Origin of the sequence: Paenibacillus sp. ov031 (genome assembly GCF_900143165.1) — a bacterium.
Classification (GTDB): Bacteria; Bacillota; Bacilli; order Paenibacillales; family Paenibacillaceae; genus Paenibacillus; species Paenibacillus marchantiae.
Window position 1 is genome coordinate 1 of record NZ_FRDO01000014.1, and the last position, 13,317, is coordinate 13,317.

General features: G+C 46.4%; 12 protein-coding genes, 1 rRNA gene and 1 other RNA gene. All 14 read right to left on the reverse strand.

Annotated features, from left to right (window positions below; genetic code table 11):
- Positions 1-202, reverse strand: a 16S ribosomal RNA gene (locus tag BUA17_RS29960); the annotation flags it as partial.
- A gap of 360 nt (positions 203-562) precedes the next feature.
- Positions 563-832 carry a pro-sigmaK processing inhibitor BofA family protein gene (locus tag BUA17_RS29965; protein ID WP_063567659.1) on the reverse strand — a complete coding sequence of 90 codons (270 nt, stop codon included), beginning with the start codon at positions 830-832 and terminating at the stop codon, positions 563-565.
- 38 nt (positions 833-870) lie between these two features.
- Positions 871-1,146: a DUF2508 family protein gene (locus tag BUA17_RS29970; RefSeq protein ID WP_063567658.1), complete on the reverse strand. Its 276-nt coding sequence runs from the start codon at positions 1,144-1,146 to the stop codon at positions 871-873.
- 296 nt (positions 1,147-1,442) lie between these two features.
- Positions 1,443-2,042, reverse strand: coding sequence for a recombination mediator RecR (gene recR, locus BUA17_RS29975; RefSeq protein ID WP_063567657.1), 600 nt, complete (start codon positions 2,040-2,042; stop codon positions 1,443-1,445).
- A gap of 34 nt (positions 2,043-2,076) precedes the next feature.
- Complete coding sequence (locus tag BUA17_RS29980; RefSeq protein WP_024628773.1) at positions 2,077-2,388, reverse strand: YbaB/EbfC family nucleoid-associated protein; 312 nt, start codon at positions 2,386-2,388, stop codon at positions 2,077-2,079.
- Positions 2,389-2,436: 48 nt separating this feature from the next.
- Entirely contained in the window at positions 2,437-4,197 is a 1,761-nt protein-coding gene (gene dnaX, locus BUA17_RS29985; protein WP_063567656.1) for a DNA polymerase III subunit gamma/tau, read from the reverse strand.
- A gap of 173 nt (positions 4,198-4,370) precedes the next feature.
- Positions 4,371-4,638, reverse strand: an RNA gene (gene ffs, locus BUA17_RS29990) — signal recognition particle sRNA large type.
- A 149-nt stretch (positions 4,639-4,787) separates the two neighbouring features.
- Positions 4,788-4,985 carry a 50S ribosomal protein L31 gene (gene rpmE, locus BUA17_RS29995; protein ID WP_024628775.1) on the reverse strand — a complete coding sequence of 66 codons (198 nt, stop codon included), beginning with the start codon at positions 4,983-4,985 and terminating at the stop codon, positions 4,788-4,790.
- Positions 4,986-5,088: 103 nt separating this feature from the next.
- Complete coding sequence (locus tag BUA17_RS30000; protein ID WP_063567655.1) at positions 5,089-6,363, reverse strand: radical SAM family protein; 1,275 nt, start codon at positions 6,361-6,363, stop codon at positions 5,089-5,091.
- 98 nt (positions 6,364-6,461) lie between these two features.
- On the reverse strand, positions 6,462-7,787 hold the full coding sequence (gene rho, locus BUA17_RS30005) for a transcription termination factor Rho (RefSeq protein ID WP_063567654.1): 1,326 nt from the start codon (positions 7,785-7,787) through the stop codon (positions 6,462-6,464).
- Positions 7,788-8,256: 469 nt separating this feature from the next.
- The gene (locus tag BUA17_RS30010) at positions 8,257-9,510 is read right to left on the reverse strand and encodes a UDP-N-acetylglucosamine 1-carboxyvinyltransferase (protein WP_063567653.1); all 1,254 of its coding nucleotides are present in this window, start codon (positions 9,508-9,510) and stop codon (positions 8,257-8,259) included.
- 149 nt (positions 9,511-9,659) lie between these two features.
- Positions 9,660-10,514, reverse strand: coding sequence for a class II fructose-1,6-bisphosphate aldolase (fba, locus tag BUA17_RS30015; RefSeq protein WP_063567652.1), 855 nt, complete (start codon positions 10,512-10,514; stop codon positions 9,660-9,662).
- A 260-nt stretch (positions 10,515-10,774) separates the two neighbouring features.
- The gene (locus BUA17_RS30020) at positions 10,775-11,161 is read right to left on the reverse strand and encodes a response regulator (protein WP_024628781.1); all 387 of its coding nucleotides are present in this window, start codon (positions 11,159-11,161) and stop codon (positions 10,775-10,777) included.
- 220 nt (positions 11,162-11,381) lie between these two features.
- On the reverse strand, positions 11,382-12,986 hold the full coding sequence (locus BUA17_RS30025) for a CTP synthase (protein ID WP_063567651.1): 1,605 nt from the start codon (positions 12,984-12,986) through the stop codon (positions 11,382-11,384).
- Between the last annotated feature and the right edge of the window lie 331 nt (positions 12,987-13,317).

Sequence of the window (13,317 nt, forward strand, 5' to 3'; positions counted from 1 at the left end):
CTTCAGGAGAAGAAAACAACTATTCGGTATTAGCTACCGTTTCCGGTAGTTGTCCCAAACTTGAGGGCAGGTTGCCTACGTGTTACTCACCCGTCCGCCGCTAACTATCAGAGAAGCAAGCTTCTCTTCAAGTCCGCTCGACTTGCATGTATTAGGCATGCCGCCAGCGTTCGTCCTGAGCCAGGATCAAACTCTCCAATAAAGTATTGAAAAGAGCGATAAGCTCATTTTGAAACTGACGAGATTAAAAATCTCATTTATGCTCCAGTCGATTCAAGCCAAGGCTTGTCTCGAACTTTCGCGTTCATTCTGCAAGCAGAATGTTTACTCACTCGTTGTTCAGTTTTCAAAGATCAAACTTGATAATTTTCTTGCTTTTTCGTCACCATTTTCTCTCAGCGGCGACTTTTATAATATATCATACTTCGTTTGTTTCAGTCAAGCTTTTTTTGAAATTCTTTTTTTCGAGTTCTTATCGAACTCAGTCATTTCGTCAAAAGCATTTAACCAAGCAAGCAAAGCAACGAGATATAATGTACCATATAAATATCGAAGGAGTCAACTACCCAAACAAAGAAATTTTCAAACCCAATAATAAACCAACACCCGGCAACCCTAAAATGCTCACAGTACCTATTGTAGCAGGGTTCAGTGGAATGTAAGTTCCGGTGATCCACCCTGAATAGTTAACTACATATATCCCTACCGCAGCCAGCACCAGATGAATACCGAATGATGTAAAAAATGATAACCCAATCCGTTTTCTAAACAAGATGATTATCAACCCTAGTAACGACACAACAAGCACACTGCCTAATATAAGACTCTTCATACTCTCAACACCTCCATAATTGAATGTCACACCTCCGCCTACATGCTCACTCCTCGATCACCTATAACTGCCTTATTAATCCCTACACGTTTAGCGCGCTTCAAATGAATCTGATATTTACGCTCCGCGGCCTCCAGCACATAGATCGCATAATCGATTTCATCCTGCCCCTGTGCCTCTTCAAACTGTCTAACAGCCCGTTCCCACTCTGCCTTAGCTTTCTGTATATCTGAATAAATCTGGTCCTCTTCCATCTCCTTTAGCATTCTTTCGCGCTTCTCCACCGATCTCCCTACATTTCGCCATGTAAACATAAGCCATCCCCTTCCTGATCAGCACAGCATATTCTCATACATATCAGGGAAAGGACAAACTTAGAACTGAGCTAAATAAATTAATGAATCGTTTTTTAATCTCAACGACATTCTATGGATTAATAACCATACATCAGTAGAAATGAGAGACTTCACATTTAGGCAACGTTAAAAAGAGTATTAAAACAAAAAAAAGAGAGCCTAGTAGGCTCTCTAAGTAATCCAAACTCATCTATTCTTTTCTTTTAGGAAATCAATCATTATAAGCGCATGCTCTCATTAAGAAACACGCACTGCTATTTCATCTCCCTGCGCCCTTCCAGCGCCTTGGAAAGAGTCACTTCATCCGCATACTCCAGGTCGCCCCCAACAGGCAATCCATGGGCAATCCGAGTCACCGAGATCTCAAACGGACGGACCAGACGGGAAATATACATCGCCGTGGCCTCACCTTCGATATTCGGATTTGTAGCCAGAATCAGTTCTTTAACTCGCTCATCGCTTAAACGGGTCAAAAGTTCCTTCAGACGGATATCATCCGGACCTATTCCCTCCATAGGAGAGATTGCGCCTTGCAGCACATGATAGTATCCGTCAAATTCCTTGGTACGCTCCATAGCCACCAAATCCTTGGAATCCTGAACTACACAGATTACCGAGACATCCCTGGATTTGTCCTGACAGATCCGACACGGGTCAGTATCCGTAATATTACAACACACCGAACAGTAATGAAGATTCCGCTTCACACTGACGAGTGCTTTGGCAAAGTCAATAACGTCATCTTCCTTCATTTTAAGCACATGAAAAGCTAGTCGCGCCGCAGTCTTGGGGCCAACACCCGGCAAACGGGTGAAGGCGTCAATCAGCTTCGCTATCGGTTCGGGATAATACAATCGATTGCGTCTCCTTTGATAGGATCAATTTAAATTAAAATAATCCCGGAATTTTCATACCGCCTGTGAATTTACCCATATCCTGGTTCGCAATTTCATCAGCTTTGGTCATTGCGTCATTGACTGCTGTCATAACCAGATCCTGCAGCATTTCTACATCCTCTGGATCAACCGCTTCTGGCTTGATAGTGATAGCCAGCAATTTCTTATGTCCGTTAACTTCAGCAGTTACAACACCGCCACCAGAAGTACCTTGGACTGTTTTGTCCGCCAGTTCCTCCTGCGCCTTCAGCATTTGCTCCTGCATTTTCTTCACTTGTTTCATCATTTGGTTCATGTTGTTCATGATTATCCATCTCCTTTGTTATAGTTATCGCGCCAGGCGCATGTATATCTATTCTTTGATCACTACAAGGTCCTCACCAAAGAGCTGGATGGCTTCATCAATCCAAGGCTGCTTGTTGCCTGAACCGCCGTCTTCATGCTCAGGTTCGAGCTTAAAGTCCTCCTTTGGCGTTTCAGTAGCCCCTTCCATCGCTCCAGTCCAATCTTTGAGCATCATCGTCACAAGACGCGCTGAACGTCCAAGCTGTTCAGACAATACCCGTTCAATCACTTCACGATTAGCCTGCTTCTCCGTAGTTTCACGGTGGATGTTGTTCTTAAACGCCACCAGAACATTGTCTTCCAGCAGCGATACCGGTTCACCATCCATAAACCAGGCGTGAACGGTTACTTTCTCTTCTTTGACGCGCTGCAGGATCTGCCCCCACTTCTTGCTAACCTCCGCAAACTCAGGAGATCCCTTACGTGCAACGTACTGATCAAGCTGTGCAGGCAGCTTCGCTGGCGAATTGCCTCTCGACACTGGAGCTCGTGTTGCCGGGCGTGAAGGAGCACTTGATGCAGCCTCCCCACCAGACAAACCGCCCTTAAGCGCGCGATCCAGCTTTTTCTCCAGTTCAGCAAGCTGTTGCTTCAGTCGGTTGATCTCCCCGCCATCCGCTGGCGCGGATACAGCAGGAGCAGCGCCGGCCGAACCCGCCATCTGACCCGATGACGCCCCTTGAGTAGGAATACTGCACAGTTTAAGGAGAGCTACTTCAAACAGCGTCTGCGGCTGAACTGCATATTTCATCTCACTCTGGTACCGGTTAAGAGTATCAATCATCTGGAACAGCTGTTCCTTGGTGAATGATTCCGCCATATCACGGAACGACTCGGGATTAAGCACCCGATCCGTCAGTTTATCTGCATCCGGCACCATCTTAATCATAAGCAAATCACGGAAATAATAAAGCAAATTTTCCATGCACTTGTCCGCACTCTTACCTTCATGCATGAACCCTTCGATCATTTGCAAAATATGACCTACATCGCCTTTGAGCAGAGAAGCAGCCAACTTTGCAAACTGTTCGGAAGGAATGCCTCCGGTCATATCCATAACTTGCTGATAGGTTACCCTTCCATCTGTATAGGAGGAGATCTGATCCAGGACACTGAGTGCGTCCCTCATCCCTCCGTCAGACAGACGAGCAATATACTGGAGTGCGTCCTGATCAGCTTCCATACCTTCCTGTTCACAGATCAGCGTAAGTCGTGCTGTCTGTTCTTCCAGGGACACCCGGCGAAAATCAAATCGCTGACAGCGAGAAATAATCGTTGCCGGAAGACGATGGGGTTCTGTTGTTGCCAAAATAAACATCACATGTGGCGGAGGCTCTTCCAATGTTTTGAGTAGCGCATTGAATGCCTCTGTCGTCAGCATGTGCACTTCGTCAATAATATACACTTTCTGCCGGACTTCAGTCGGGGCGTATTTCACCTTTTCCCGAAGATCGCGGATTTCTTCAACGCCACGGTTGGATGCGGCATCAATTTCCTGCACATCCATCACAGCGCCAGTCGTAATCCTGCGGCAAGCTTCACATTCGTTACAAGGCTCAGGCGCAGGCCCGCGCTCGCAGTTTACAGCTTTGGCCAAAATCTTGGCAGCACTCGTCTTCCCTGTTCCTCTGGGCCCGCTAAACAAGTAGGCATGGGAAGTCCGCTGTTCACGAATCGCGTTCTGCAAGGTCTGAATAATATGCTGTTGTCCCACCATATCTTGAAACGACTGGGGACGCCAAGCCCGGTATAACGCGATATGCTCCATGATGCGTTACCTTCCTTCCACTTCGCATTCGAGTCCTTTGTCGTTCCCCCATTATACTATATTCCGGGGTGAATCCAAACTTTATCTGACTCATCATGCATGGTTTTTTTAGACATATCAAAAAGACCTCTGCATACGTACAACTGCAAAGGTCTCTACATTTAAATGGTAAGCCGTGCACCTGCTATCGATATTTGCGATCCAAGCGGCACCCCTTAACAACAGCTCGGGCTAGGCGATCCTCCGGCACAAGAGTGATCTCACTTATGGCTGCTTCCTTCCGGACCTGACCAGGTTCATGAGTACTCATTGCGGAGGACCCAACCGTCAACACCACGTTAAGGGACCAAACCTCACATCGACAAAACCTCTAGCAGGAATTCAACCTCGCTGTAGCGGATTGCGAGTTACAGGGCACCGCTACCTCCCCATCTAGCACGGTAAGAAATAGTATAACTTAAGGTTGTCTAAATTGCAACCAGAGCGAAAAGAGCAGCAATACAATCACATAAAAACATATAAAAACCCCTGCCGGAACGGCAGAGGTGATTTGGATGTAATAGTCAGACAATTCCCAGGGAATTGCTGAATTAGATTCCGTATTTTTTCTTGAAACGATCAACACGGCCGCCAGCATCGATAAACTTCTGTTTACCTGTGAAGAACGGGTGGCACGCAGAGCAAATCTCTACACGAAGTCCGTCTTTAACCGAACCAGTCTCAAAAGTATTCCCGCAAGCGCAAGATACTTGACCAATCGTGTATTTAGGATGAATTGCTGCTTTCATTACCTTTCACCTCTTTCCGCCCTGAGCCTCAAGCGGACCCAGAGTAAATGGCACAACATCGAAGATTATAACACGGCCTAATGCCGGTTGCAATCCATTATTGTCATGAGGTGATCAGACGTTTCGGACGCGCCATTCCAGCTGGGGGAACGTGCGTGTATGAGCCGATAACGACATCAGGCAGCTCTTCCTCAAAGATCTCCATCATTTGCTTCATGCCCAAAATATCACCTTGAGCCGGAGGAATCAATTCCAGATAGCTCTCAGGGTCTATATTAAGATTACGCATTTGAATAAGACGCAAATCGGTTCTGCGAGCAAACTCAATCATCGCTTCAATCTCTTCCTCACGATCCGTTACTCCCGGGAAGATCAAATAGTTGATCGACGTATATACACCCTGGGAAGCAGCGTATTTCATCGATTTTTCTACATTGGCCAGTGTATATCCACGAGGTTTGTAGTATGCATTATAGTGGTCATCCAGTGCGCTGATTGTACTTACACGCATTAGATCAAGCCCAGCATCAACAATACCTCTCATGTGATCATTCAAACCGGCATTGGTGTTAATGTTAATATATCCCATATCAGTAATGGAACGCACTTCGCGGATGGCTTCAATAATCAATTTGGCCTGTGTGGAAGGCTCCCCTTCACAACCTTGACCAAAGCTGATAATCGATTCCGGCGTTTTCAAGTGCTCCAGCATTACTTCAACGATTTCGTCTACACGCGGACGGAAATTCATCCGGGTCTGCGGGGAAACGAAGCCACTGTCATCCGGTTGCTCGGAAATACATCCGAAACAGCCTGCATTGCAGGAATAGGATACTGGAACTCCGCCTTCCCAACGATTCAGGAAGGTATTGGAAGAAGTCAGACATTCATACCCGAGCGCACAATTGGACAAATGGGTATAGAGACGATTTTCGGGATATTGCTTCGTTAAACGTTTAACACCCGCACGTACGTCATCCCGATCACAGTTCAGTGGGTTCCATTTATCCGGATGATCTGACATCCGGGCAGTGACGTAAAACTGACCATCTTTCCAAACAACAGCCGAGTAACCGAACAAAGGCAGTTTGTACTCCTTATCCGTTTTTACATACCCCGGCAGACACAACCGAGTGAATCCTTGCGGAAGCAAAGCTCCAACCGCCTGTGTATCACTAGGCATTGGCAGCATTTCGCCAGTATCCGGGTCCATACCAATCGGACGTGTACTCGGCAGTCCAACCAGCGTTGCACCTTCCGGCAAAGGAATCAGCTCATCCTCCATAATTTCGACGATCATATCTCCACTGCGGGCCAGCCCGTACAGGGAAGGGTGATCAAATACATTACCTTTTTCATCTGCGTATACTAAATACATGATGTTCTCCTCACATCTAATGGGTTAAAGCCAAACGACGAGTATATTGTTAATCAACAGCAGCGCTGCAAAAATTGAGTTAAATCAACGACGTAATGCTAGGTAGTTGTACCGGACGCCGCAGTCTGTCTTGGCGAACGTCGAGTCGTAGTCGTTCCGGAGTTGCTGGTCTGACTGCTGCCAGCTGTATCAAATGCCGCTAGGAACTCAGCATTCGTTTTGCTATTACGCAGTTTCTTCAAGAAACCTTCGACAAAGTCGTGGGAATCGTTCATGTTTTTACGAATCGCCCAGATTGTATCAAGTTCTTCCTTGCTCAGCAACACTTCTTCGCGACGTGTACCGGAACGACGAATGTCGATAGCCGGGAAGATACGACGCTCTGCCAGCTTGCGATCCAGATGAAGCTCCATATTGCCCGTACCTTTAAATTCTTCATAAATGATATCATCCATACGTGAGCCCGTATCAATCAAAGCTGTAGCCAGGATCGTCAGACTTCCACCCTCTTCTACATTCCGAGCAGAACCGAAGAAACGTTTCGGACGATGGAATGCTGCCGGGTCAATACCGCCACTAAGTGTCCGTCCGGACGGTGGGATGACCAGGTTGTATGCACGAGCAAGACGCGTAATGCTATCTAGCAAAATAACGACATCTTTTTTTGCTTCAACCAGACGGAGCGCACGTTCCAGCACCAATTCCGCAACTTTGATATGGTTTTCTGGCAGCTCATCGAACGTAGAAGCTACAACTTCCCCTTTAACCGAACGCGACATATCCGTAACTTCTTCCGGACGTTCATCAATCAACAGGACAAATAGTTCAATTTCTGGGTTGTTGGTTGAGATGCTGTTGGCGATTTCTTTGAGGAGAAGTGTTTTACCCGCTTTGGGAGGTGCTACGATCAATCCGCGCTGTCCCAGTCCTACCGGGGCGAGTACATCCATAATGCGTGTGGACAAATGGCTGGGGGATGTTTCGAGAACCAGTTTCTTCTGCGGGTACAATGGGGTTAATGCCGGGAAGTGAAGTCTTTCCGCAGCCGCTGATGGATTCTCACCATTTACAGCGTTGACTTGCAGCAAACCGAAGTATCGCTCGTTTTCTTTAGGTGTTCTACACTTACCTGATACGAGGTCACCTGTTCTTAGGTCAAACTTGCGAATCTGTGAGGCTGAGATGTAGATGTCTTCCGTACTTGGCAGGTAATTGATCGGACGAAGGAATCCGTAGCCTTCAGGTAGAATTTCGAGCACACCCTGCATGAACATCAATCCACTCTGTTCAGCTTGTGCACGTAATATAGCGAAGATCAATTCTTTCTTTTTTAAAGTGCCGTAGTATGGAATTTGATATTTTTTGGCCAGTTTGTAGAGGTCCGTTAGTTTCATTTCTTCCAAATCGGAAATTTGTAGATCCATATAATAACCACCTATTCAATTAATAAGTCCGTGAAATGGATAGTTTCGCTTGATGTTCCGGCTATAAGAGCAGCATCGTTCTGCATTTCTCTTCTGTCCATTGTACGGAATGTAACCGTTATAATGCAAATACTTGTCTTTGAGTGTAAGTTTCCGGGCGGGATGGCCAGCTTTCGGCAAGATCCGCTAGTGAGTGAACACGAATACATGAGGCGTTCGATCCGGGCAGACCGGCTATGGAGCGCAGTTCAAACAAAACCGGGGTTTGGGGAAAAGGAAATGATGTTCTTAAAGCCATATGAAGTCTGACTCAAAAAAAGACCCTCCGGTAAAGGAAACAGGAACATTTCGTCTTATCCCGGAGAGACTGAGAACTCTATTAAAACAGGTTTACCCAATTACTGAAAGGATATGCAGTTCTGTAAAAATAATCACTTTAATACCGTAAAACTCGTCATACAATACAGAATTAATCGGTTTCTCGCCACACATCTGCACCTAGCAGACGTAGATTGGTTACTAGATGATCGTACCCGCGATCGATAAACTCCACGCCTGTCACTTCGGTCACACCTTCACTGACGGTGAGACCTGCGATCACCAGCGCTGCACCAGCGCGAAGATCGGATGCTTTTACCTTGGCCGCATTCAATGCACTGCCTTCAATAATAGCTGAACGCCCTTCCACACGGATTTTGGCGCCCATGCGTACCAACTCAGGAACGTGCTTGAATCGATTGCTATATACAAAGTCGCTCAGGACACTCACACCCGTTGCCTGTGTCAAAACACTGGTCATCGGGGACTGCAAATCCGTCGGAAAACCGGGATATACGAGCGCCTTAACGTCTACATGATTGTAGCTCGGTTTGCCAATGACACGAATACTTTCATCCAGCTCCTCAATACCAACGCCCATCTCCAGTAACTTTGCCGTCAAAGCCTCCAGATGTTTGGGAATGACATTGTCAATCAGAACGTCGCCACGCGTTGCAGCCGCAGCGATCATATACGTGCCTGCTTGTATACGGTCCGGAATGATGGAATGACGGCAACCCTTAAGCTCCGACACACCTTCAATACGGATCGTTTCGGTACCGGCACCCTTGATGCTGGCACCCATTGAATTCAAAAGTGTTGCTACATCTATAATCTCAGGCTCTTTAGCCGCGTTTTCGATAATTGTAGAGCCTTTGGCACGAGTAGCCGCCAGCATGATGTTAATGGTTGCACCTACACTGCTTACATCAAGATAAATCTTTGCTCCGCGTAGCTCTTTGGCATGCAAATGAATGGAGCCGTGTTCGTTTGTTACCGTTGCGCCAAGCGCTTCAAACCCTTTGATATGTTGATCAATCGGACGAGGCTCAAAGTTGCAGCCCCCGGGTAAACCAATGGTTGCTTCTTTAAAACGCCCAAGCAATGCTCCCATCATATAATACGAAGCACGGAGCTTCTTCACGGGACCATTCGGCATAGGAATGGATTTAATGTCGGAAGGATCGATCTTCATCTGACTGCCTTCCCAATGTACACGAGCCCCGAGTTCCTCCAAAATTTCTGCATAAACCGCCACGTCACTCAAAAGCGGCAGGTTGTCCAGCACGACTTCTGACTCGGCAAGCAATGCTGCAGGAATAAGCGCGATGGCGCTGTTCTTGGCGCCGCTTATAGTTACAGTTCCCTGTAACGGACGTCCGCCACTAATCATCAATTTTTCCATAAAGCTTAATGTCCCCCTACGTGTTTTGCAGCCGGTTAACGGCAATACGTGCTGTTGGCTTTCGATGTAGAAATAAGGCGTGAAAATGGAAAGACACCGGCTAGGCGGTGTTCTTTCCACTTACACAGTATGGAACTGGTAAAGACAAATTACGCTTTGTTGTTGGAACCAAACTCGCGAATTTTACCTTTAACGGTTTCTTTGATTGCATCACGGCCTGGTACGATGAATGTACGTGGATCGTAAGCATCTGGTTTAGCTGCAAGCACTTCGCGAACCACTTTGGAGAACGAAATTTGGTTCTCAGTGTTCACGTTGATTTTGGAAGTTCCCAGGGAAATGGCTTTGTCGATATCATGTTTAGGGATACCTGTACCACCATGCAGTACCAGTGGAACGTTAACTGCATCGCGAACTTCTTCCATTTCTTTGAAGCCCAAGTTAGGCTCGCCATGGTAAGGACCGTGTACGGAACCAAGAGCTGGAGCCAATGTGTCGATACCTGTTTCTTTAACGATACGTACACACTCGTTCAGGTCAGCGTACATGATACCACCGATAACGTCGTCTTCTTGTCCACCAACAGTACCTACTTCGGCTTCTACAGAAACGCCTTTAGCGTGTGCATATTCAACAACTTTTTTAGTCATTTCGATGTTTTCATCGATGGAGTGGTGGGAACCGTCGATCATTACGGATGTAAATCCAGCATCGATCGCTTCTTTACACTTATCAAAGCTGGAACCGTGATCCAAGTGAATAGCAACTGGAACGGTGATTTTCATGTCGTGAATGAGTCCTTCTACTATTTTAACTACTGTGTAGAAACCGCTCATGTGACGTGCTGCGCCTTCGGATACGCCCAAGATTACTGGGGATTTCTCTTCTTCTGCTGCAGCAAGAATCGCTTGAGTCCACTCAAGGTTATTGATGTTGTATTGACCAACTGCATATTTTCCTTCGAGTGCTTTGTTCAACATGTCTGTCATAGATACTAATGGCATGGTTTCAATCCTCCTAGGGGTGTTGGGTTGTGTCTATGGTTTTTAGCCGAAATCACATACGGGCTTATTATACCACATCCCATGTCAAATACTAAACAAGCATTTGCAAAAATGCTGTGCTTTGCAGCACAGTTTTCATAGACACAGCATGATGACGTCCCCATTTCCAATATTCCCCGGATGCCTGACTGAAATACCCTGTAAGCCCACCTGTAAACTCTCACAGCTTCACACGCAAAAAAATCCTGTATCTACAGGATTCAGCTGCACTTATTTGCAGTATCATTTCGAAGCTGCATATTGACTGCTACTCGCATCTCATCGATATCAAACGGTTTCGTAAAGTGCATGAGCGCTCCAAGATCGGTAGCTTCTTTGATCATGTCCAGTTCACCATAGGCCGTCATCATGATGACTTTGATATCCGGATCAATTTCCTTAATATGTTTCAGAATTTCTAGGCCATCCATGCCAGGAATCTTCATATCAAGCAGCACAAGATCAGGTTTGTCATTATTTACTATCTCCAGGGCGATCTTCCCATTAGGCGCTTGGAACGTATTATATCCTTCGCTGCTGAACACTTCCATTAACAGGATTCGAATACCGTTTTGGTCATCAACAATCAACACTTTTTTATTTTCCACTAAGTAACCTCCTAGAATTAGGAAAGCATGTACGTCTGAATCTGGATAACAATCCCATAGTCGTCATGATAAGTATTCTACCTTACCCATTGAAATCCTGCTTACATCCCAAAATGCCAAAAACCATTTTCGCTCATCTCGATGCACTAAAAAAGGATGTCCCCAGCACCCTTATCGGCTGCCAAGAACATCCATTTATTTATAGCTTTATGATCAACACTTATTTTCCAGCGCTCTCCAGAGAAGCTTTTACAAACTCACGGAACAATGGCTGCGGACGGTTCGGACGGGAAGTGAATTCCGGGTGGAATTGTACTGCCAGGAACCACGGGTGTCCTGGAAGCTCCACGATCTCAACAAGACGTCCATCCGGGGATGTACCCGAGATAACCAGACCGGCTTTTTCGATCGCTTCACGGTATTCATTGTTGAACTCGTACCGGTGACGGTGTCTCTCATAGACCAATTCATCATCATAACAAGACATTGCCAGGGAACCTTCCTGAAGCTTACAAGGATACAGACCCAGACGCATTGTACCACCCAGGTTTTCGATGTCTTTTTGTTCAGGCAACAGGTCGATCACCGGGAACTCTGTAGCTGGATTGATCTCGGAGCTATTTGCTCCATTCAAACCAACGATGGAACGTGCATATTCAATAACAGAAACCTGCATACCCAGGCAAATACCGAAGAACGGAATTTGTTTCTCACGGGCATAACGAATCGCAGATACTTTACCTTCAATACCCCGATCACCAAATCCGCCTGGAACGAGGATTCCGCCTACGCCGTGCAGCAGATCGCCCACATTCTCATCGGTGATATCTTCGGAGTGAATCCAGCGGATCTTGACATCTGCATTGGATGCAAATCCTGCATGAGACAAGGATTCAACAACACTCAAATAAGCATCATGCAATGCCACATATTTACCTACAATGGCAATCTCCACTGTATGCTTCAGCTTATTGATACGGTCAACCAGCCCTTCCCACTCGCTCATATCCGGTGCAGGAGTAGTCAGCTTCAGGTGGTTTACCACGATCTCATCCAAACCTTCTTCACGCAGGTTCAAAGGCACTTGGTACAATGTGTCTGCATCACGGCATTCCACCACGGCATTTTCATCAATGTCACAGAAGAGAGCGATTTTGGCTTTCATGTCTTTGGACAGCTCATACTCTGTACGGCATACAATGACATTCGGCTGAATACCGATGCTGCGCAATTCCTTCACGCTGTGCTGCGTTGGTTTGGTTTTCACTTCTCCGGCAGCCTTGATGTAAGGAATAAGTGTTACATGGATGTACATCACGTTGTCACGACCTACATCACTCTTGATTTGACGAATAGCTTCCAGGAACGGCAAGCTCTCGATGTCACCTACCGTACCGCCGATCTCCGTAATGACAACATCCGAACCCGCTTCACGTCCTGCGCGGAATACTCGCTCTTTGATCTCGTTCGTAATGTGTGGAATGACTTGTACCGTTCCGCCCAGATATTCCCCGCGCCGCTCTTTGCTGATGACGGAGGAGTATACTTTACCAGTCGTGACGTTGCTGTTTTTGGAGAGGTTGATGTCAATAAAACGTTCATAGTGGCCAAGGTCAAGATCCGTTTCCGCGCCATCATCCGTTACAAAAACCTCACCATGCTGATAAGGACTCATTGTTCCCGGGTCGATATTGATGTATGGATCAAATTTTTGAATAGTTACCTTCAACCCTCTGTTTTTCAGCAATCTGCCCAGCGAGGCAGCCGTTATCCCTTTGCCCAGGGAGGACACAACTCCGCCCGTCACGAAAATATACTTTGTCACTGTTATTACCCTCCTAATATAAGTACAGAAATTCAGGCGATATATGGTATTATCGTAACCCGTTTCCCAGGTAATCATCGTTAAAAAGAGCAATGGCAGAAATTCCCTGCATCTGCGAACTGCTCTTTCATGCGAAGACCGTGTGTAAACAACGTTGTTCTACAGCGTAGAATGGTGCAAACCTTCCGGGAGCCAACTACCGAGCCTGTCCCTAAATAGATATCATTGCATCGATCCATTTGGTGTTTTGGATATACAAAAATAGACCACGGATTGTTGGCCGGGAGCATGCGGAATTCAAATCATTTTGCAAAATTCTGCCTCTAAAAAT